Source organism: Pseudogemmatithrix spongiicola (genome assembly GCF_030623445.1).
Classification (GTDB): Bacteria; Gemmatimonadota; Gemmatimonadetes; order Gemmatimonadales; family Gemmatimonadaceae; genus Pseudogemmatithrix; species Pseudogemmatithrix spongiicola.
Genome location: NZ_CP130613.1, coordinates 813,084 through 833,191 on the forward strand (window position 1 = coordinate 813,084; position 20,108 = coordinate 833,191).

Below are 20,108 nucleotides of genomic sequence, written 5' to 3' on the forward strand. Positions count from 1 at the left end.
ATGATCCAACAGGAATCGGTCGTGAAGGTCGCGGACAATTCGGGTGCCAAGAAGGCGCTCGTGATCCGCGTCCTCGGCGGCACGCGCAAGCGCTACGCCGGCCTTGGCGACAAGGTCGTGGTGGCGGTGAAGGACGCGCTGCCGAACGGCACCGTCAAGAAGTCCGACGTGGCGAAGGCCGTCGTCGTGCGCACGGTGAAGGAAGTGCGCCGCAAGGACGGCAGCTACATCAAGTTCGATGAGAACGCCGTGGTCATCATCGATGACAAGGGCGAACCGCGCGCCACGCGCATCTTCGGGCCGGTGGCCCGTGAGCTCCGCGAGAAGCGCTATATGAAGATCGTATCGCTGGCCCCTGAGGTGCTGTAACCATGCGGATTCTCAAGCAGCGCAAGACCGCGGGACAGAAGAGCGTCCTGCGTCATGCCCGCAACGCCGAGCGCGTCACGACGTCGATCACCAAGGGTGACACGGTGCGCGTGCTGCGCGGCGACGACAAGGGCAAGGAAGGCAAGGTCATCCGCGTGCACCTCAAGAAGGGCCGCGTGACGATCGAAGGCATCAACATCGTGAAGCGGCACCGGCGCGCGCGCACGGCCGAGGAGCAGTCGGGCATCATCGAGATGCCGGCCCCGGTGGCGCTGAGCAACGTGATGCTGCTGGACCCGAAGTCGGGGGAGCCCACGCGCATCCGCGCGCGGATCGACGCCGACGGTACGAAGGAGCGCATCAGCGCCAAGAGCGGGCAGGCTATCCCGCGCGGCCGCTGAGCGAGGACTGACCAATGGCGACGACCAAGACGCAGGAAAAGAAGAAGGGTGGCGCGGGCGAGAAGCGCGCGTCGATGCTCCCGAAGGAGCACAAGGGCGCGGGCCTTCCGGTCCCGGCCCCGCGCCTGCACGGCTACTACGTGAAGACGGTGCGCGGCAAGCTGATGCAGCAGTTCGGGTTGAAGAACCCGCACCAGGTGCCGAACCTCACGAAGATCGTGCTGAACGTGGGCATGGGCGAGGCGATCAAGCAGCCGAAGATCCTCGACGCGATCGTGGACGAGGTGGCGACGATCACCGGCCAGAAGCCGCTGCGCACGAAGGCGAAGAAGTCGATCGCCAACTTCGGCCAGCGCGAAGGCCAGGAGATCGGCGTGTCGGTGACGCTGCGCGGTGCCCGGATGTGGGAGTTCCTCGACCGCTTCATCTCGACGGCGATCCCGCGCATCCGTGACTTCCGCGGTCTCTCGACCCGCGCCTTCGACGGGCGCGGCAACTACAGCCTCGGCGTGAAGGAGCAGATGATCTTCCCGGAGATCAACTACGACCTCGTCGAGCAGATCCACGGGATGGACATCACGTTCGTGACGACCACGAACCGCGACGACCTCGCGTTCGCGCTGCTGCGCGAGCTCGGGATGCCGTTCCGCGGCGATGACAAGCCCATCGTCGTCCAGGGCTGAGGAAACCATGGCCAAGAAGAGCACGATCAACAAGAACGAGCGCCGCAAGCAGATGGCGGCGAAGCAGGCCCCGAAGCGCCGGGCGCTCGGTGCCATCGTGAAGTCCGTGACGGCGACGGAGGAGGAGAAGCGCGCTGCCCAGGTGGCGCTGCAGAAGCTCCCGCGGAACGGGGCCAAGACCCGCATCCGCAACCGCTGCCAGATGACCGGCCGCTCGCGCGGCAACCTCCGGGCCTTCGGCCTCAGCCGCATCGCGTTCCGCGAGATGGCGCTGCAGGGCTTGATTCCCGGGGTGAAGAAGGCGTCGTGGTAAAGGGGCAGTAGTGAGTTGGGAGTAGGGAGTTGGAAGTAACGGCTCTCACAACTCTCAACTCCCTACTTCCAACTGCAGTTTGTAGTTCTCTCAGAAGGTAGGCCCACCGGCACAACGCCATGGGAACCCCCTTCTTCCATTCCTACAGGTCCGGCGCTCGCCGGAAACCAGAGGAGCTTAGGTACTCAGTATGAGCATGACTGACCCGATCGCCGACATGCTCACGCGGATCCGCAATGCTGTCGGTTCGAAGCATCGCCGCGTGGACATCCCGGCGTCCAAGATGAAGGTGGAAATCGCTCGCCTGCTCAAGGAGAGCAACTTCATCACCGATTACAAGACCATCGAGACCCCCGAGGGCAAGAAGGTCCTCCGCGTGGCGCTCAAGTATGCCGGCAACACGCCGGTCATCCGCGAGCTCAAGCGCGTCTCGTCGCCCGGTCTGCGCCAGTACGTCGGCGCCGCGGAGATTCCCCGCGTGCGCAACGGCCTCGGCGTGGCCATCCTGTCCACCTCCAAGGGCCTGATGACGGACCGCGAGGCGCGCCAGCAGCGCACCGGCGGCGAGTTGCTCGCCCTGGTCTGGTAAGGAGACCACGCACATGTCGCGTATTGGCAAGCTTCCCATCACCGTGCCTGCGGGCGTGACGGTGAAGGTGGAAGGCAATGTGGTCTCCGCGAAGGGCCCCAAGGGGGAGCTCAAGCGGACGATCCACCCGGAAATGAAGGTCGCGCTCGAGGGCAGCACCATCACGGTGGAGCGCCCGTCGGACGAGACCGCGCACAAGTCGCTGCATGGCCTCTCGCGCACGCTCATCGCCAACATGGTCGAGGGCGTCTCGAAGGGCTATCAGAAGACGCTGGAGATCACGGGCGTCGGCTTCAAGGCCGAGCCGAAGCCGTTCGGCCTGCAGCTGGCGCTGGGCTATTCGCACCAGATCCAGTACAAGGCCCCGGCGGGCATCAAGCTGTCGGCGCCGCAGCCGACGCAGGTCGTGATCGAGGGCGCGGACAAGGAAGTCGTGGGCCAGGTGGCTGCGGAGATCCGCAACCTGCGCAAGCCGGAGCCCTACAAGGGCAAGGGCATCAAGTACCAGGGCGAAGTCATCCGGCGTAAGGCCGGCAAGGCGGGAGGTAAGTAATGCCGGGGAAGCGTGTACCGAAGACGCGTGCGGGGCTCCGCGCGCGCCGTCACGTCCGCGTGCGGGCGAAGGTTGCGGGTACGGCCGAGCGTCCGCGCTTGGTGGTGTTCCGTTCGCTCAAGCACATGACCGCCCAGCTGGTGGACGACGTGCAGCATAAGACCCTCATGACCGTGACGGACAGCGGCCTGACGGGCAAGAAGACGGAGAAGTCGGTCGAAGTCGGCAAGCGCGTCGCCGAGAAGGCGAAGGCGGCCGGGATCACGAAGGTCGTGTTCGACCGTGCGGGTTACCAGTATCACGGCCGCGTGAAGGCGGTGGCCGACGGAGCCCGCGAAGGCGGGCTGGAGTTCTAAATGGCTGAACAGAGTGGTGCTTTCGGCAATGGCGGCGGCCAGGGTGGCCGTGGTCGCGGTGGTCCGGGCGGCGGACGTGGTGGTCCGGGCGGCGGGCGCGGGCGTGGCGGGCCGGGTGGCCCGGGCGGCCGCGGCGGTCCGGGCGGTCCCGGCGGGCGCGGCGGTGAAGGCCGTGGCCGCGGCGGCCGCGACAACGCCCCGCAGCAGGAGCGCGAGGGTTCGGATCTCCTCGAGAACGTGATTGCCATCAATCGCGTCGCGAAGGTCGTGAAGGGCGGCCGTCGGTTCAGCTTCAACGCGCTCGTCGCCGTCGGCGACGGGCAGGGGAAGGTGGGCGTGGCGACGGGCAAGGCGAACGAAGTGTCGGAAGCGGTCCGCAAGGCCGTGGACGCCGCGCGTCGCCGGATGGTGAGCGTCCCGATGACGGGCGCGACCATCCCGCACGAGATCGTCGGCAAGCACGGGGCCGGCAAGGTCCTGATGAAGCCGGCGGCGCCCGGTGCCGGCGTGATCGCCGGTGGCGCGGTGCGTGCGGTGCTGGAATGCGTCGGCATCCACGACATCCTCACCAAGTCGCTGGGTTCGACGAACCCGCACAACATGGTGCTTGCCGCCCTTGATGGCCTCACGGCCCTCACGACGGTGGAGCAGATCGCCCGCGAGCGCGGCGTCGAAGTCTCGGCGCTGCCCTACAAGTCGCGCGCGAAGTCCAAGGAGGTTGTGTAAATGCCACGCACGTTCGTTTGGCACCGCACCCGCGGTCCGCAGCACACCGAGCCGAATACGCTCACCGAAGGCAAGGTCCGCATCACGCAGGTGCGGTCGGGCATCGGCCACGATAAGCGCATGAACGCGACCCTGGAGGCCCTCGGCCTCCGGCACCACCAGGACTCGGTGGTGCACCAGGACTCGCCGGCTCTGCGCGGCATGATCAAGCGCGTGCGTCACTTGGTTGAAGTGACGCCGGTCAAGGAGTAATACCATGAGCGACGAGAAGATCACCCTGGGCACCCTGGCGCGTACGCCGGGCTCGCACCGGAACCGCAAGCGCCTCGGGCGCGGCCCGGGCTCCGGCACGGGCAAGACGTCGGGCAAGGGTCACAAGGGCATCAAGGCCCGCGCCGGCCACCACGGCCCGGGCGGCAACAAGCCGCACTTCGAAGGCGGCCAGATGCCGCTCACGCGTCGCGTGCCGAAGCGTGGCTTCACGAATCCGTTCCGCGTCGAGGCGCAGGTCATCGGCCTCGACGACCTCGCTCTCGTGACGGGCAGCGAAGTGACCATGGAGACGCTCGAGGCCGCCGGTCTCGCCAAGGCGTCGAAGGGTCCGGCCAAGCTCCTCGCCAACGGCGAGGTGGGCAAGGCTTATACGGTGAAGGGGCTCAAGGTGAGCGCCGCCGCCAAGGCCAAGATCGTCGCCGCCGGCGGCGCGGTCGAGGCGTAAGACATGGCCCAGGCGAATCCGCTGGCGGCGGCAGGCAACATCTACCGCACGCCGGAGCTCTGGCAGAAGATCACCTTCACGTTCCTCTGCCTGGTGATCTACCGGGTGGGCTCGCACGTCTCCGCCCCCGGCGTGGACGTGACGGCGATGATGGACTTCTTCGCGAGCCAGGGTGGCGGGCTGCTCGGGCTGTACGACCTGTTCGTGGGCGGGAATCTTTCCCGCTCGACGATCTTCGCCCTCGGCATCATGCCGTACATCTCGGCCTCGATCTTCATGCAGATCGCGGCCGCGGTGGTCCCGGCGCTCGACAAGCTGAACAAGGACGAAGAGGGCCGGAAGCGCATCACGCAGTGGACGCGCTACGGCACGGTGGGCCTCGCGGCGGTGCAGGGCTACGGCTATGCGCTGTTCACGTCGGGCATCACCGGGGCAGTGGTCAACCCGGGCTCGGGTTTCATCTTCCAGATGGTGCTCTTCCTCACGACGGGCGCGCTGTTCGTCATGTGGCTGGGTGAGCAGATCACGGAGCGCGGCCTCGGCAACGGCGCCTCGCTGCTGATCTTCTTCTCGATCGTCGAGCGCTTCATCCCGAGCATCTTCCAGACGTTCGGGTTCGTGGCGACGGGCGCGGTGTCGCTGCTCTCGCTGCTCGGCATGACGGCGGTGATGGCGCTGGTCGTCGCCGGCGTCGTCGCGATGACGCTGGCGGCGCGCCGCATCGCCATCCAGATCCCGCAGCGCACGATGGCCAAGGGCCGTCAGCGCGAGGCGGCGAAGAACTTCATCCCGCTCCGCATCAACACGGCGGGCGTGATGCCGATCATCTTCGCCCAGTCGATCATTGTCGTGCCGGGCGCGATCGCGCAGTTCTCGGGCAACCAGCGCCTCGCGCAGTTCAGCGAGTATTTCGCGCCGGGTACCTGGGTGTACTTCGTGCTCTCGGCCGTGCTGATCATGTTCTTCACGTACTTCTACACCAGCATCATCTTCAATCCGGTGGAGCTGGCGGAGAACCTGAAGAAGCAGGGCGGCTTCATCCCGGGCATCAAGCCGGGTGCGAAGACGGCCGAGTACATCGACCAGGTGGTCACGCGCATCACGCTGCCGGGCGCCGCGTTCCTCACGGCGATCGCCCTCCTGCCGATCTTCCTCGCGGACCTGTTCGCGGTGCCGTTCCAGTTCGGCGGCACGTCGCTGCTCATCGTGGTGGGCGTCGCGCTCGACACGATGGCGCAGATGCAGCAGCACCTGCTGCTCCGCAAGTACGATGGCTTCATGAAGAAGGGTGCGCGCGTGCGGTTCCGCGGGCGCAACGTCCAGCAGGGCTTCTAAGTGATCGTGGTCCTGCTTGGGCCCCCGGGCGCCGGCAAGGGAACGCAGGGGGAGCGCATCGCCGCCGCCCTCGGCATCCCCAAGCTGGCGACCGGCGATGTGCTTCGTGCCGCCGTCAAGGAGGGCACGAAGCTCGGGCTCGAGGCCAAAGGCTTCATGGACCGCGGGGACCTCGTGCCGGACAGCGTCATCCTGGGCATCATCAAGGAAGCGCTGCTCTCGCCGGCGTATGCGAAGGGCGCGATCCTCGATGGCGTGGTGCGCACGGTGCCGCAGGCCGAGGGGTTGAAGCGCCTCACCGCCGAGATCGGCAAGGGCGTCGATGTCGTGCTGGATTTCCAGATCGACGACGAGCTGCTCGTCTCGCGCCTGTCGGGCCGCACGACCTGCGACAAGGAGCAGAAGCCGTTCACGGGCCTCCAGCCCGGGACGCCGTGCCCCGATCAATGCGGCGGCACGCTCATGCGCCGCAAGGATGACGAGCCGGAGGCCATCCGCAACCGGCTGAGCGTGTATCACGCGCAGACGAAGCCGGTCCTCGCTTGGTACGTGGGCCAGGGCGCGAACGTGCAGCACATCGACGCGGTCGGCTCGTTCGACGACGTGTTCGCGCGCGCGCTCAAGGCCGTCGGCCGCTAGTCGCGGCGAAGCCTCCCGTGATCCAACTCAAGAGTCCCCGCGAGCTCGAGACGATGGCGGCCGGTGGCCGCATCCTCGCCGCGACGCACCAGCACATCAAGCCGGCGCTCTTGCCCGGCGCGTCGACGCTCGACATCGACAAGATGGTCGAGGCGTTCATCCGCTCGCATGCGGGCGCGACGCCGTCGTTCAAGGGGCTCTACGGATTCCCCGGCTCGGCCTGCATCTCGCTGAACGAGGAGATCGTGCATGGCATCCCGAGTGCCAAGCGCATCCTCAAGTCGGGCGACATCATCACGGTGGATATCGGCGTGTACTACGGTGGCTTCCACACGGACAGCGCGTGGACCTACGCCGTGGGGCAGATCACGCCGGAGGCGCAGCGGTTGATGGATGTGACGGAGCAGTCGCTCTACGCGGCCATCAAGGAGTGCAAGCTCGGCAACCACATCGGCGACCTCGGAGCCGCCTGCTCGGCCGTGGTGGAGAAGGCCGGGTACTCGGTGGTGAAGGACCTCGTCGGGCACGGCGTAGGCGCCGTGATGCACGAGGAGCCCCAGGTGCCGAACTACGGCAAGCCGAAGCGCGGCCCGCGCCTGCAGGTGGGCATGACGCTGGCGATCGAGCCGATGGTGAACGCGGGCGGGCCGGCCACGAAGACGCTCGCCGACAAGTGGACCATCGTGACGCTCGATGGGGCGCTGTCGGCGCACTTCGAGCATACGGTGGCGATCACCGCCGACGGGCCGCGGATCCTAACGACCCTGTAGTCGCGCTGCCGGCGCTGCCGGCGCTGCTCAGCGGCGCCGGTGACAGCTACCGCGCGGCGCTGCGGAAGACGTGCCGATACCGCAGCGGCTGCGGCAAGCGCGGCGAGCTGACGGTGACATCGAGCGTCAGTGTCGTGCCGGCCGCCTCGAGGCGCCAGGCGTTCTCACGACGACCGTCCTCGGCTTCGAAGACCTGCCGCACCGTAACGCTGCCGTCGGGAGACGTCGCGACGGTCACGCGCGCCTGAAAGGGTTCGCCGGCGGCGTTGCGCCACTCGCGCGGGCTGCCGTCGCGCCGCGCGCGCAGCTCGGGCTGTCCCGCGTACTGCACGACGATGGAATCGGGCGGCAGCGCGAAGCGCACGTCGGCGGGTGGTTGGTTGGTCGCCTTGAGGCGGCTGCGGCCGATGCCGCGCGTGACAAAGCTCATCTGCGCGACGGCGCGCTCGATGGCGGCCGGTACGTCGTCGCTGGCTGCGGCGTCACGCACGAATCGGCCGACGAGGCGCTCGCTCGGGGCCGGTGCGCCGGCGGAGCTGCCGGGTTGAGCCGCAAGCGGCATCGCGAACACAAGCGCGACGCCCATCCACGCCAGCCACGACCTCATAGCTGCGCCTCGACCGCCGTCGTGGCCCGCGTCGCCGCGCTCGATGCAGCGGCGACCAAACGCTTCGCCTCCTCGGCCATCGGCGCACCCGCCGCCTTGTCGGGCATCCCGACGACATTGATGCGCACGTTGTACGCGGCGCCCTTCGCCGCCGCCTCGGCGAGCAGCGCGGCGACACCGGCGTCGGAGGCGGCATTGGTGTTGCCCTTCGTCGCGCAGATGGCCGCAAGCTCGGCGACCTCGGCGCACCAGCGCGCCGTTTCCAACGGGACTTCCGCGGCCTTCATCAAGGCCGCCTGGATCGCCACGGTGCGCGCCGAATCCTGCTCCGGCGTGTCCTTCGGCAGCTTGTAGGCGTTGCTCACCAAGGCGTACGCTGCCGCGTCTTCGTCCTTCAGCGCATGCAGGCGGCGCACCAGCGCGTTGGCGCGGAGGCCGAGTTCCTTCATCTCGTCTTCGACGGCCGCGTACTTCTTGCGGCCGACGGTCAGGCCCGCGACCATCTGCGCGAGTGCAGCGGCGAGCGAACCCACCAACGCGGAAACCGATCCACCGCCGGGCACCGGCGCCGAGCTCGCGACATCGCCGATGAAACCGCTGAGCGATTCGCCGCCGCTGATGGCGGCACGCACCTTGCGCTCGAGGACGAAGTCAGGCTTGTAGTCGCGCCAGCGCAGGTGCCGCGCGGCGGCTTCGAACAGCGCGCGCTCGGGCACCAGCCCCACGATCTCACTCCACGTGGGCGTGACACCCTGCGCCTCGGCTTCCATCTTCACCATCTCGTAGGCGCGGTGCAGGGGCGTGGCGTCGAGGTCGACGAGGTTCATCGAGACCTGCGCCTGACCATCGACCTCCATGCCGAGGCCCTTCACACCCTTCAAGCCGCCGCTCGACCCGCGCACGGCCTTCGCGACGTTCTTGGCGACCTGCAGGTTCTCCTTGCCGCCGAGGTAGACGTTGTAGGCGACGAGGAAGGGGCGCGCGCCGATGACGGTCGCGCCGGCGGTGGGGTGGATCTTGTTGGGCCCGAAGTCCGGGACGCGATTCGGGTTCGTCCCGATCTCCGTCCGTGCGAGCTCGAACTCGCCGCGACGGATGTCCGCGAGGTTGGTGCGGTCGGGCCGCGTGGCGGCGCGCTCGTAGAGATAGACCGGAATCCCCAGCTCCTTGCCGACGCGCTCGCCAAGCGTGCGCGCGAGCACGACGCAGTCCTCCATGGACGCGCCTTCGAGCGGAATGAAGGGGCAAACGTCGGTGGCGCCGATGCGCGGGTGCTCGCCCGAATGCTTGGTGAGGTCGATGCGCTCGCTCGCGACCTTGATGCCGCGGAACGCGGCCTCGGCGGCCCTCTCGACCGGCGCGACGAAGGTGACGACGGTGCGGTTGTGGCTCGGGTCCGAGCTCACATCAAGGACGACGATGCCGTCTACGGACGCGATGGCGTCACGGATGGCGTCGATGGTGGACTGGTCGCGGCCTTCGGAAAAGTTCGGGACGCACTCAACGAGAGACATGGCGCTCGCGGTCGGGTTCGGGGGTGAACCCGAAATCTAGTGTCGGTCCTAGAGGTTTAGCGTCTCCTGGACGGTATTGCCGCGCCGCGATGGTCTCGGGCCGGCGCGATCTTCGAAGGTAGGCTCCGCGAGTTCATCCGCGCTGATCAACTTCGACCCAAGAATGCGAACGAGGAGTGCTGCGTGGGTCGCGAACTTTGCGCAGCTGTGTTCAAGGACCCAGAGCAACTGCAGGAGTTCGTTGTCGAAGGTCCAGCGCTCCGGTCGAATGTCATCGAGCGGGGACGAGCGCTTCCCCGAGCGCTCTTTCATGCGGCCGGCCAACCAACGCTGGACGACCTTGTAGCCACTGACCTGAAACTCGTAGACCTCGGGTGAGACGCCAGTGAAGCGGCCATCACCCACCCTCAGCTCTCGCTTCGCGGCATCATACGAGAACGATTCTGGATACTCGGCTGGATCATCAGAGGTGCCCTTCGCGCACTTAATGGCGCCGGCGGGAATGCGGCCGGCGCGACGACTGGTAGGCACGAACCGTTCCCCGTAGGTGTGCAGGAAGAGCCATTCGCGGCCCAACGCGACGGCCTCGTCGAAGAGGCGCGGGTTCGTCGTGAGGGGAATGCGAGGGCCCGGAATGCTCAACTCATCGGCGAACGTTTCGGCATAGGCCGGCCCCGCGAGCATCGCGTAACAGTAGGCGAAGAAGTCCTCGGCCGAGACGGATTGGCCAAGGCGAGCGGTCAGCAGCGCGAGGATGCCGGTTGCAATGTTGGGCTCGCGGCCGTCGCGATCGCGGTAGAGGGGGACTATGTCGCGCCCGCCTCGAGCATTGAAGTAGTCCAGATCCGGCAAATAGCATGTTGCAGACGCTGCTCCTCCAGTTCCGAGCTGAAGCGTGAACTTCGTCGCTAAGTATACCTGACGCTCGCTGTGGCAATGCTGCAGTGAGGGGCGGAGATAGTCACCGACACGAGGGTCGATAATCGCGCTCCTGATGTCGAAGCTTCGATACGCGTACGGTTGCGAGCTTGGCATGGGCTCATCCGGCGTGAGCAAGCCAAGCGGTGTGAGCTTCGGTGAACCGGCGATCAGCGGTGCCACCTCTTTGGATATTTTGAGGTCGCGAGTCTCCTTGAAGACCAGGGCACGCGAGCTGCTAGCAAGCAGCGTGCGCCAGCGGACGTCCAGTGTCCCAACGTCCGCAGCGATCGGCCACGTCCGCTTGAATTGCAGTCCGCTCTCCTGCCACGGAAACAGATCCGTCAGTCGCGGCCAAGTGTTCCATGCGCCCCCAGTGCTCGGCAACATTGGCTCGTGCGGCTCGTTCGCTGTCACCGCAATCCAGGGCACATCGGCCAATGACCGGATCGACTCCAGTGCAGCGAGCTTCTCCGCAGTGCTACCATCGATCGCGTGGTACCACACCTTGCAGGCACCATCGGTTGGGCCACGGCGCACGCCGATGGCAATGCACACTGGCGTCTGGATCGCAAAGACGTTCTCGGACTTCCGCGCTCCGCGCCCCTCGCCGCCGAGATCGAGAATCCACATCTCCTCAAACGTGGAGCGCATTGTCGCCCTCACGCCAGCGAACGCGTGGCCGAGCAGATAGGACGAAGCAGTGATGAAACTGACAATACCCTTGCCCGCCCCGCCTTGCTGTTCGAACACCTTCCACAGCGCCCAGCGCCAGAAGTAGACGTAGTCGTTGTAGAGGTTCTTGGCATGCACCCCGTAGCCGAGGTCCGAGAGGGGTTCAATGAAGTCTTGGAGCAGAGGACGGCTGTCGTCACCGCCATCGCCGAACCGCACCCAGCCGCCCTTGCGCGGACCGGCAGCGGCGTTCTGCGCGCGCTGTTCACGGTCGTAAGGTGGGTTGCCGATGCAAACCATCACTGGAGTGCTTTCCTTCACCCTACGCGCGCGTTCGTGCTCTTCGCCGAGTTCCTTGTAGAGCAGCGGAAGGTGCTCTGGCGGCTCCTTGTGGGGCGACTCAAGGGTATCCGTCAGGTACACGCGCACGCCATCGGATCCTGGCTTGGCGTTCTCGGCGTGAATCATCTGCGTCAATCGCAGGTGCGCGACGGCGTACGGCCCGACCAATAGCTCAAAACCGTGGAGGTTCTTTGCTGCGGTGCTGGCCGCGCTGCGCCGAGCCCCGGTACCAGAGCGCGCTTCGACAGCGTCCAACGAGTGCTCCAACGCTGCCAGCAGGTACGTTCCAGTTCCCACCGCAGGGTCGAGCGTTATGACCTGAGGATCGGTAAAGTCGCGATCGGCGTCGAAGCGATCGCGCAACAGCTCGGCTACCAAGCGCACCTGGCAATGCACGACTTCGATCGGCGTGTAGTACACGCCCCGGTTCTTGCGCATCTCGGGGTCGTAGGCCGCCAGGAAGTCTTCGTAGAAATAGAGCCACGGGTCACCCTTGCTCTTCTTCATTAGCTGAGCCGGGTCCACCGCCGAGATCGTGCGCTCGAGATAGCTGAAGGGAATCGCGAGATGCTGACGGGCCTGCTCGTCGCTCAGGATCTTCAAGGCTGAGGCCAGCAGCGAGTGTCCCGTCGCGAGCGACTTGGCCGCTGCGTCGATGGAGAACGCGGTGTCGCCCTCGATGCGCGCAAGCAGGAGCGCGTAAGTCAGCGTCTGGGCGTACGCGTCGGCGAATTCCTCATCGCTCGCGGATGGGAACAGGTAGCGTCGCCAGTCCTTTGCGAGAGCGGTAAGCTCCTCGTTCTCCGCCTTCACTGCTGTGAGCACGGCGCCGCGCAGCAAGCGGCATAACGGTGCGAGAGTGGCGGCGAGCTGCTTGGGCGACGAGGGTGCAATCGGCTCCCACCGCAGAAACTCCCGCAGAACTGCAGTGAGCTTCGCTGCCGCGGGTGCGCTCACGGCATTCGCACCCTCGGTGATCGGATCCTCACCGATAGTTGCGCTCGCCACTCGCTCGCCGGACCGCATCAGGACGAACTCGCGCCCGTTGCAGTAGAGCAAGTTGGGTAAGCCTTTGAACCGCTCCCACTGCTGGCGATCGCCTCCGCGGAGCCGAGTTGGGTCGGCTGGCTTCTCAGGGGCCTTCAGCTCGACGTGGCCTGTGAGGAGTCCCGAGGTGAACACGCCGATATCGGGGCGGCCCAGTCCATCGTCGGCGAGGATCTCAGTGTGCGTACGCACTTCTAGCCCGAAGAGACTGCCAGCCGCCTGCAGCAACGTGCTAACGGGTGGCTTCAGTTGGTCTTCTGGCTGGTATCGCCCTTTGCTCTCGAAGCCGCGCTTCAGTCCGTCCGCGTACGCGCGCAAAGTCTCGACAAGCGTTTCGTCAACGCCGATGTCAGACACCTCGGGTGGTGCGGTCGGGACCTTCCGGCGACTTGGGGGCATCGGAGCGGTAGTGGCAGGGTCAGTCTGCTTGACGAAAGCCGCTGGCGGGCGACACGTGGTATCAGTGTCTCGCCCCCTGGCACATTCTAACTCAGGGGCACGTCTGCGCCAGCCACTCGCTGTTCAGTTCGTTCTTAGGCTCTGGTTCAGCCTGTTCTGCAGCCACCGGTGCATGGCCGGATTCCCCGCAAGCACGGCGCTCGGGCCGAAGGCCGTGAGATGCGCGCCGCTCATGTCGGTGGCTCGGCCCCCCGCCTCGCGCACGAGCAGCATGCCCGCCGCGAAGTCCCACGGCGACAGCATCATCTCCCAAAAGCCGTCGAAGCGTCCGCAGGCCACGCTGGCCAAGTCGATGCTCGCCGCGCCGGGCCGGCGCACGCCGCTCACATGCGCCATGACCGCCGCCATCTGGCGATGGTAGGGGTCGATGTCGTTCGGGTCCCTGAACGGGAACCCCGTGCCGATCAGCGCGCGCTGCGGATCGGTGATGTCCGATACGCGAATTGGCTGGCCGTTGAGCTGAGCGCCGCCGCCGGCGCGCGCCGTGAAGACTTCATCACCGGGCACGTCGTGCACCACGCCGACGACTGGCTCGCCGTCCACCAGGATCGCGATGCTGACCGCGTACTCGGGATAGCCGTGCAGGAAGTTCGTCGTGCCGTCGAGTGGGTCCACGACGATCGCCACCCCATGCTCGAGCAGCTCGCGCGGGACGCTGGCCGCGCTCTCCTCGGCGAGCACGGTGGCCCGCGGGACGCCCTCGCCCATCACCGCGAGGATGGCCGCTTCGGCCGCCAGATCCACCTCGGACACGAAGTCCGTGGGGCCTTTCGACCGCCAGTCGAGGTTGCGGATGTCCGGCGCGGCATCGCGGATCACCGCCGCGCCCGCCGCTGCCGCGCGCACCGCCACCGCCAGCCAGTCCGTGCGCTCCTGTTGAAGCCCCATCTCAGTCTCCGTAACTTCGTGGGATGACGCGTGTCTTCAGCGGGATCCAGCCCTCGGGCGAATTGCACATCGGCAACTACCTCGGGGCCGTCAAGAACTGGGTCGCGCTGCAGGGCCAGCACGAGTCGTTCTTCTGCATCGTAAACTACCACGCCATCACGGTGGCGTACCTGCCGGACGACCTGCGTCGCCGCACCCGCGACATGGCGATCTCGCTGCTGGCCTCCGGCCTCGACGAGGCCAAGTGCACGCTGTTCGTCCAGAGCGACGTGCCGGAGCACACCGAGCTGCAGTGGATCTTCAACACGGTCACGCCGCTGGGCGAGCTCGAGCGCCAGGTGCAGTTCAAGGACAAGGCGGGCAAGCAGGAGCAAGTCATGGCCGGCCTGCTCAACTATCCCGTGCTGCAGGCGGCGGACATCCTGCTGTACCTCGCCGACACGGTGCCCGTCGGCGAAGACCAGGTGCAGCATCTCGAACTCTCGCGCGTCGTGGCCCGCAACTGGAACGCCCGCTTCTCGCCCGACGCGCCGTACTTCCCGGAGCCGCAGCCCAAGCTCACGCCGACGCGGCGCATCGTCGGGCTCGACGGCCAGGCAAAGATGAGCAAGTCGCTAGGCAACACCATCGGCCTGCTCGAGACGCCGGACGAGATGTGGAACAAGCTGCGGCCGGCCATCACCGACCCGGCGCGGCAGCGGAAGACCGATCCCGGCACGCCGGAGAACTGCAAGACCGTCTTCGAGCTGCACAAGGCGTTCTCGAGCGCCGAGACGGTGAAGGAAGTGGACGAGAACTGCCGCGGCGCCAAGTGGGGCTGCATCGACTGCAAGAAGGTGCTGCACGCGAACATGGTGGCCGAGCTGACGCCGATCCGCACGCGGGCCGAGGCGCTGCAGGCCAATCCCAAGCAGGTGGACGCGTTGCTCGCCGAGGGCGGTCGCAAGGCACGGGCGGTTGCGCAGGAGACGATCCGCACGGTGAAGGACAAGATGGGGCTCGACGCGCGTGGATGAATTCGCGCAGTGGATCGAGGTGTTTCGCCTCGACCTCGGGGCGAAGCTGCTGATCGCCATCCTCGCGGGCGGCGCCATCGGGCTTGAGCGCGAGCTGCGGCACAAGCCGGCGGGCCTGCGCACCAACATCCTCATCTGCCTCGGATCGGCGCTGCTCATGGACCTCTCGATGCGCATCGCCGGCCCAAGCGGCGGCGATCCCGGCCGCATCGCGGCGCAGGTCGTGACGGGCATCGGCTTCCTCGGCGCGGGGACGATCCTGCACACGCGCGGCACGATCACCGGCCTGACGAGCGCGGCGACCATCTGGGTCGTCGCGGCGATCGGTCTCACGGCGGGCGCCGGGTTCCTCTTCGAGGCGCTGGCCGCGACGATCACCGTGATGGTCGTGCTCGAGGGCATGGGCTACATCGAGCGGCGCTTCTTGGACCGGCCCAGCGATACCGCTGAGGGCATTCCACCGGACGAGTTCGACGCGCGGACCGGCGGACGGCGTGGTGGCGATGCTTCGCAGCGCCGGCGGGCGAGCGATCGCCCGCACCAAGGCGACGACGCGTGAGCGGCGAGCGCCTGATGGTCGTGGACCTGCGCTCCACGGCGCAGGCCTTCAACCTGCCGGACCGCGTCGCGCAGGCGATCACCGATGCCACGCCCGCGGGCTGGCGCGTGCACATCGTCTCGGCAGTCACGGACTCCTTCGGTGACGGCGCGCAGGCGCCGAGCGAGGAGTCGTTGCGCGTGATTCCTGACGCCGAGGTCTACGTGGGCTTCGGCATGCCGCGGGCGCTGTTCTTGGCGGGCGCGAAGCTCCGCTGGGTGCAGACCGGAACCGCGGGCGTGGCGACGCTCCTGTTCGACGAGATGCGGAACGGCGCGTGCCAACTCACGAACGCGGCGGGGCTCTATGGCCCGACGATCGCCGAGCATGTGTTGGCTGGCGTGCTGCACTTCCTGCGGGCCTTCGATCTCGCCGAGGAGATGCGTCGCGAGAAGGTCTGGGACCAGAGCGCCTTCGCGACGCCGCGCGCGCTGGTGCGCGAGGTGGATGAACTGCACGTGCTCGTGGTCGGTGCGGGCGGCTTGGGTAGCGAGATTGCCCGTCGCTTTTCCGCGCTTGGGGCGCGTGTCAGCGGCGTGCGCCGACGGCCGGGACTCGGCCTGCCACCGGGGTTCGATGCCATCCACGGGCTCAGCGAGCTCGATGGCTTGCTGCCGCTCGCCGACGTGGTGGTGCTGGCCACGCCGCTGACGGAGGAGACGCGATCGGTCTTGGATGCCCGGCGCATGAAGGGCCTCAAGCCCGGCGCGATCGTCGCGAACGTGGCGCGCGGCGCCCTGTTGGATGAGGCCGCGCTGGTCGACGGCCTCGTGGCGGGCCGCATCCGCGGCGCGGTGCTCGACGTGTTCGCCAAGGAACCGCTGGCGGCGGATAGCCCGCTGTGGCAGCTTCCACGGGTCGTCTGGACGCCGCATGTGAGCGGCGTCTCGCCGCGCCGGTTCTGGGACCGGCTGCAGGACTTGATCCTCGACAACTGGGCGCGCTACCGGGCGGGGGATCCCCTCCGCAACCTGGTGGACAAGCGCGCCGGTTACTGAGCACCACTAGGCACCAACGGGCGCGATGGAAAAGATCATCAAGGCGGCAGTCGAGCGTGGGGCCAGCGACCTGCACATCAAGGCAGGCGACGTGTTCCGTGCGCGCATCGACGGCAAGCTGGTGCCGCTCACCAAGCAGGCGCTGACGCCCGACCAGACGAAGGCGATCGCGCTGCGGCTCATCGCCAACGAAGACGACCGCGCGCGCATCGACAAGATCAACGACTACGATTGCTCGTGGGGCGCGCCGGGCATCGGGCGCTTCCGCGTGAACATCCTGCGGCAGCGCTCGAGCTTCATGATCGTGATGCGCGTGATCCCGTTCGAGGTGCCGAGCTTCGAGCGCCTCGCGGTGCCCGGCGTGCTGAAGCAGGTGTCGGAGGCCGAACGCGGCATGATCCTCGTCACCGGCGTCACGGGCTCGGGCAAGAGCACGACGATGGCGGCGATGATCAACCACATCAACCAGCATCACAACAAGCACATCGTGACGCTGGAGAACCCGATCGAGTTCCTGCACCGCGACCTGCAGAGCTCCGTCACGCAGCGCGAGATCGGCGTGGACACGGAGAGCTTCCGTATGGGGCTGCGCGCGGCGCTGCGCCAGGATCCGGACGTCGTGTTGATCGGCGAGATGCGCGACGCCGAGACGATCGACACGGCGATGAAGGCCGCCGAGACGGGGCACCTGCTGATCTCGACGGTGCACACGCCCGATGCGCAGAGCACGGTGCTGCGGATCATGGCCATGTTCCCGCCCGAGGAACAGGACGTGGTGCGCGTGCGGTTGGCGGAGTCGCTGCATGCAGTGATCTCGCAGCGCTTGCTCCCGCGGAAGGACGGCAACGGGCGCGTGGCGGCGCTGGAAATCATGATCGTCACGCCGACGATCCGCGACCTGATGCTCGACCGCGACAAGGTGAATGAGATCCGCGATTACATCGCCGCGGGCCACGAGCAGTACGGCATGCAGACCTTCGACCAGCACCTCGAGCAGCTGGTGAAGGAGGACGTCATCGACCTCAAGGTCGCGCTGGCGGCCTCGACGCGCCCGTCAGACCTGGCGCTCAAGTTCAACATGGGTGGCTGAGATGCAGCTGCAGGGAATCTTCGCGCCGGTCATCTCCACCTTCCACGCGGGCTCCGAGGACCTCGATCTCGACGGATTCGCCGCGAACGTGCGCTCGCACATCGCGGAGGGCCTGGACGGCATGGTGGTCGCGGGCTCGACGGGTGAGGCGGCGTTGCTCAGCGAAGCCGAGCGCGGGGCGCTGGTGGCGACGGCTCGCGAGCACACGCCGGCGGGCAAGCTGGTCATCGCGGGCTGCGGCGGCGAGAGCACGCGGCAGACGGTGGCGCGGACGCAGCAGGCCAAGGCGAGCGGCGCCGATGCCGTCCTGGTGGTCGCGCCGCACTACTACGCGAATGCGATGACGGAGGAGGTGCTGCGCGCGCATTATCGGCGCGTGGCGGACGAATCGCCGCTGCCGGTGATCCTCTACAACATCCCGAAGTACATGCACTTCGCGCTGTCCGCGGAGCTGGTGGCGGAACTCGCGCAGCACGGCAACGTAATCGGCATCAAGGACAGCTCGGGCGTGCTCGACATGCTCAAGGGATTCCTCAAGGCGCAGTCGCCCACCTTCAGTGTGCTCACGGGCAGCGGCAGCGGCCTGCAGGCGGGGCTTGAGGCCGGGGCGCGTGGCGGCATCCTCGCGGTCTCGCTGTTCGCGGCAGGGTTTGCGCTCGAGGTGCTCGAGGCCGTGCGCGGCGGCGAGCCGGAGCGCGCCGCGAAGGCGCAGGCGCGGCTCAAGCCGATGGCCGATGTGATCGTGGCCAAGCTTGGCGTGCCCGGCGTGAAGGCGGCGATGGAGGCCGTCGGCAAGGTGGGTGGAATGCCGCGCATGCCGTTGCTGCCGCTGGATGCGGCGGGGCGCGCCGAAGTCGCTGCCGCGCTCGCCGGCTGAACCCCAAACGACTTCACCACGAAGACACGGAGACACGAAGGACTGGTTCCTTCGTGTCTCCGTGCCTTCGTGGTAATGGCGGTTGCAGTTGCCGTTCGCCGTTTCACGCCATAGATTCTTTCTACGCCCCGCGCATCCGCGGGGCGTTTTTTTGTGCCCGTCCGTGGGGCCTGGCTGCGTCTTCCGCCTGACCGAACATGTTCGATTCCAAGACCCGTACCATTGTCATTGTCGGCGCCCAGTGGGGCGACGAGGGCAAGGGCAAGCTCGTGGACGTGCTCGCCGAGCGCGCCGATTGGGTGGTGCGCTACCAGGGCGGCGCCAACGCCGGCCACACGGTGCACGTGGGCGATGAGTCCACGGTGCTGCACCAGGTGCCGAGCGGCATCCTGCATGCCGGCGTGCGCTGCGCGATCGGCAACGGGGTGGTGCTGGACCCGGAGGGCATGTTCGAGGAAGTCGACGCGCTGGTGGCGAACGGCGTGGACGTCGCGGGGCGCCTCTACTTGAGCGACCGCGCGCATCTCGTGATGCCGTACCACAAGCTGGTGGACAAGGAGAGCGCGGCGAGCAAGGCGATCGGCACGACGGGCCGCGGCATCGGGCCGGCGTACGAGGACAAGGTTGCGCGGCGCGGGGTGCGCGTGCTCGACCTCCGCAACCCGGCGCGGTTGAAGGCGCTGGTGGAGCGGGGAACCGCCCACGCGAATCACATCCTCTCGGGCTTCGGCTCGAGCAAGCGCGCTGACGCGGCGTTCACGCTCTCCGAGCTGGAGCGCATCGCGCCGCGGCTGCTGGCGATCGCCGAGGATGTGGGACTCGCGGTGCACCGTGCGCAGAAGCAGGGCGCGGCGGTGTTGCTCGAGGGCGCGCAGGGCTCGCTGCTCGACGTGGATCACGGGACGTATCCGTTCGTGACCAGCTCAAGCACGACGGCGGGCGGCGCGGCGATCGGCGTGGGCATCGGCCCGCGCTCCCTCGATGCCGTCATCGGCGTGGTGAAGGCCTACACGACGCGCGTGGGCGGCGGTCCGATGCCCACGGAGCTTACGGATGCCACCGGTGAGGAACTGCGGAAGGTCGGCAACGAGTTCGGCGCCACGACGGGACGTCCGCGGCGCTGCGGTTGGTTCGATGCCGTGGTCGTGCGCTACGCGGTGCGCGTGAACGGCCTCACCGGGCTGGCGATCACCAAGCTGGACGTGCTGGACGGCTTCGAGAAGATCGCGCTGTGCACGGGCTACAAGGTCGGTGGCGAGGTGATGTCCGAGTTCCCTGGCGACCTCGCGGAGCTGGAGGGAATCGAGCCCGTGTACGAGTGGTTCGACGGCTGGAAGTCGGATACGTCGACGGCGCGCAAGCTCAGCGACCTGCCGCGGGCGGCGCGGGTGTATCTCGACCGGATCGTGGAGCTGGTGGAGTGCCCGGCGCAGTACGTGAGCGTGGGGACGCGGCGGGACCAGATCATCGGGCTGTAGGGCGCACGCCGGCCGGCGTGCGCCAGGCACGGTGTCGGCGTGACGTCTGGCTGACGGTCGGTTGACGCTCAAGCACTTTCGCGACGCCGAGTGCCGCCCCGTGTGAGGCCGCTCACAGCCCAATAGCAGTCCCCTGCGCATCTTGCGCC

Annotated in this window: 23 protein-coding genes; 19 read left to right on the plus strand and 4 right to left on the minus strand. The window is 67.4% G+C overall.

Annotated elements, in window-relative coordinates:
* The 13 genes from rplN (at window position 1) to map (ending at window position 7,452) form a co-directional block, all read left to right on the plus strand.
* The gene (gene rplN, locus Strain318_RS03635; RefSeq protein WP_367887170.1) at window positions 1–369 is read left to right on the plus strand and encodes a 50S ribosomal protein L14; all 369 of its coding nucleotides are present in this window, start codon (window positions 1–3) and stop codon (window positions 367–369) included.
* Window positions 370–371: 2 nt separating this feature from the next.
* Complete coding sequence (gene rplX, locus Strain318_RS03640; RefSeq protein ID WP_367887171.1) at window positions 372–770, plus strand: 50S ribosomal protein L24; 399 nt, start codon at window positions 372–374, stop codon at window positions 768–770.
* A gap of 74 nt (window positions 771–844) precedes the next feature.
* Window positions 845–1,453, plus strand: a complete 609-nt coding sequence (gene rplE, locus Strain318_RS03645; RefSeq protein WP_437436321.1) for a 50S ribosomal protein L5 — start codon at window positions 845–847, stop codon at window positions 1,451–1,453.
* A gap of 7 nt (window positions 1,454–1,460) precedes the next feature.
* Window positions 1,461–1,766 carry a 30S ribosomal protein S14 gene (rpsN, locus tag Strain318_RS03650; protein WP_367887173.1) on the plus strand — a complete coding sequence of 102 codons (306 nt, stop codon included), beginning with the start codon at window positions 1,461–1,463 and terminating at the stop codon, window positions 1,764–1,766.
* 190 nt (window positions 1,767–1,956) lie between these two features.
* Window positions 1,957–2,355 carry a 30S ribosomal protein S8 gene (rpsH, locus tag Strain318_RS03655; protein WP_367887174.1) on the plus strand — a complete coding sequence of 133 codons (399 nt, stop codon included), beginning with the start codon at window positions 1,957–1,959 and terminating at the stop codon, window positions 2,353–2,355.
* Window positions 2,356–2,368: 13 nt separating this feature from the next.
* Complete coding sequence (gene rplF / locus Strain318_RS03660; protein ID WP_367887175.1) at window positions 2,369–2,908, plus strand: 50S ribosomal protein L6; 540 nt, start codon at window positions 2,369–2,371, stop codon at window positions 2,906–2,908.
* Window positions 2,908–3,264 carry a 50S ribosomal protein L18 gene (rplR, locus tag Strain318_RS03665; RefSeq protein WP_367887176.1) on the plus strand — a complete coding sequence of 119 codons (357 nt, stop codon included), beginning with the start codon at window positions 2,908–2,910 and terminating at the stop codon, window positions 3,262–3,264. The genes rplF and rplR overlap by 1 nt, the downstream gene beginning before the upstream one ends.
* Window positions 3,265–3,990 carry a 30S ribosomal protein S5 gene (gene rpsE / locus Strain318_RS03670; RefSeq protein ID WP_367887177.1) on the plus strand — a complete coding sequence of 242 codons (726 nt, stop codon included), beginning with the start codon at window positions 3,265–3,267 and terminating at the stop codon, window positions 3,988–3,990.
* Complete coding sequence (gene rpmD, locus Strain318_RS03675) at window positions 3,991–4,242, plus strand: 50S ribosomal protein L30 (protein ID WP_367887178.1); 252 nt, start codon at window positions 3,991–3,993, stop codon at window positions 4,240–4,242.
* A 19-nt stretch (window positions 4,243–4,261) separates the two neighbouring features.
* Entirely contained in the window at window positions 4,262–4,708 is a 447-nt protein-coding gene (rplO, locus tag Strain318_RS03680) for a 50S ribosomal protein L15 (RefSeq protein WP_367887877.1), read from the plus strand.
* Window positions 4,709–4,711: 3 nt separating this feature from the next.
* On the plus strand, window positions 4,712–6,043 hold the full coding sequence (gene secY / locus Strain318_RS03685; protein WP_367887179.1) for a preprotein translocase subunit SecY: 1,332 nt from the start codon (window positions 4,712–4,714) through the stop codon (window positions 6,041–6,043).
* Window positions 6,044–6,682, plus strand: a complete 639-nt coding sequence (locus Strain318_RS03690; RefSeq protein ID WP_367887180.1) for an adenylate kinase — start codon at window positions 6,044–6,046, stop codon at window positions 6,680–6,682.
* Window positions 6,683–6,699: 17 nt separating this feature from the next.
* The gene (map, locus tag Strain318_RS03695; protein WP_367887181.1) at window positions 6,700–7,452 is read left to right on the plus strand and encodes a type I methionyl aminopeptidase; all 753 of its coding nucleotides are present in this window, start codon (window positions 6,700–6,702) and stop codon (window positions 7,450–7,452) included.
* A gap of 46 nt (window positions 7,453–7,498) precedes the next feature.
* On the opposite strand, the gene Strain318_RS03700 is transcribed toward map, so the two are convergent.
* From Strain318_RS03700 to Strain318_RS03715, 4 genes are all read right to left on the minus strand, one after another.
* Complete coding sequence (locus Strain318_RS03700; RefSeq protein WP_367887182.1) at window positions 7,499–8,059, minus strand: hypothetical protein; 561 nt, start codon at window positions 8,057–8,059, stop codon at window positions 7,499–7,501.
* Window positions 8,056–9,573: a glutamate formimidoyltransferase gene (ftcD, locus tag Strain318_RS03705; protein WP_367887183.1), complete on the minus strand. Its 1,518-nt coding sequence runs from the start codon at window positions 9,571–9,573 to the stop codon at window positions 8,056–8,058. The genes Strain318_RS03700 and ftcD overlap by 4 nt, the downstream gene beginning before the upstream one ends.
* A 48-nt stretch (window positions 9,574–9,621) precedes the next feature.
* Window positions 9,622–12,912 carry a type ISP restriction/modification enzyme gene (locus tag Strain318_RS03710; RefSeq protein ID WP_367887184.1) on the minus strand — a complete coding sequence of 1,097 codons (3,291 nt, stop codon included), beginning with the start codon at window positions 12,910–12,912 and terminating at the stop codon, window positions 9,622–9,624.
* Window positions 12,913–13,077: 165 nt separating this feature from the next.
* The gene (locus tag Strain318_RS03715) at window positions 13,078–13,902 is read right to left on the minus strand and encodes an inositol monophosphatase family protein (protein WP_367887185.1); all 825 of its coding nucleotides are present in this window, start codon (window positions 13,900–13,902) and stop codon (window positions 13,078–13,080) included.
* 23 nt (window positions 13,903–13,925) lie between these two features.
* Here Strain318_RS03715 and trpS point away from each other — a divergent pair, with 23 nt between their 5' ends.
* From trpS to Strain318_RS03745, 6 genes are all read left to right on the plus strand, one after another.
* Complete coding sequence (trpS, locus tag Strain318_RS03720; protein WP_367887186.1) at window positions 13,926–14,918, plus strand: tryptophan--tRNA ligase; 993 nt, start codon at window positions 13,926–13,928, stop codon at window positions 14,916–14,918.
* Window positions 14,911–15,477 carry an MgtC/SapB family protein gene (locus tag Strain318_RS03725; protein ID WP_367887187.1) on the plus strand — a complete coding sequence of 189 codons (567 nt, stop codon included), beginning with the start codon at window positions 14,911–14,913 and terminating at the stop codon, window positions 15,475–15,477. The genes trpS and Strain318_RS03725 overlap by 8 nt, the downstream gene beginning before the upstream one ends.
* Window positions 15,474–16,514, plus strand: coding sequence for a D-2-hydroxyacid dehydrogenase (locus tag Strain318_RS03730; RefSeq protein ID WP_367887188.1), 1,041 nt, complete (start codon window positions 15,474–15,476; stop codon window positions 16,512–16,514). Before Strain318_RS03725 ends, Strain318_RS03730 begins: the two co-directional genes overlap by 4 nt.
* Before the next feature lie 25 nt (window positions 16,515–16,539).
* The gene (locus Strain318_RS03735; RefSeq protein ID WP_367887189.1) at window positions 16,540–17,604 is read left to right on the plus strand and encodes a type IV pilus twitching motility protein PilT; all 1,065 of its coding nucleotides are present in this window, start codon (window positions 16,540–16,542) and stop codon (window positions 17,602–17,604) included.
* Between the two features lies 1 nt (window position 17,605).
* Window positions 17,606–18,481, plus strand: coding sequence for a dihydrodipicolinate synthase family protein (locus tag Strain318_RS03740; protein ID WP_367887878.1), 876 nt, complete (start codon window positions 17,606–17,608; stop codon window positions 18,479–18,481).
* Window positions 18,482–18,678: 197 nt separating this feature from the next.
* Entirely contained in the window at window positions 18,679–19,959 is a 1,281-nt protein-coding gene (locus tag Strain318_RS03745; RefSeq protein WP_367887190.1) for an adenylosuccinate synthase, read from the plus strand.
* Window positions 19,960–20,108 lie beyond the last annotated feature (149 nt).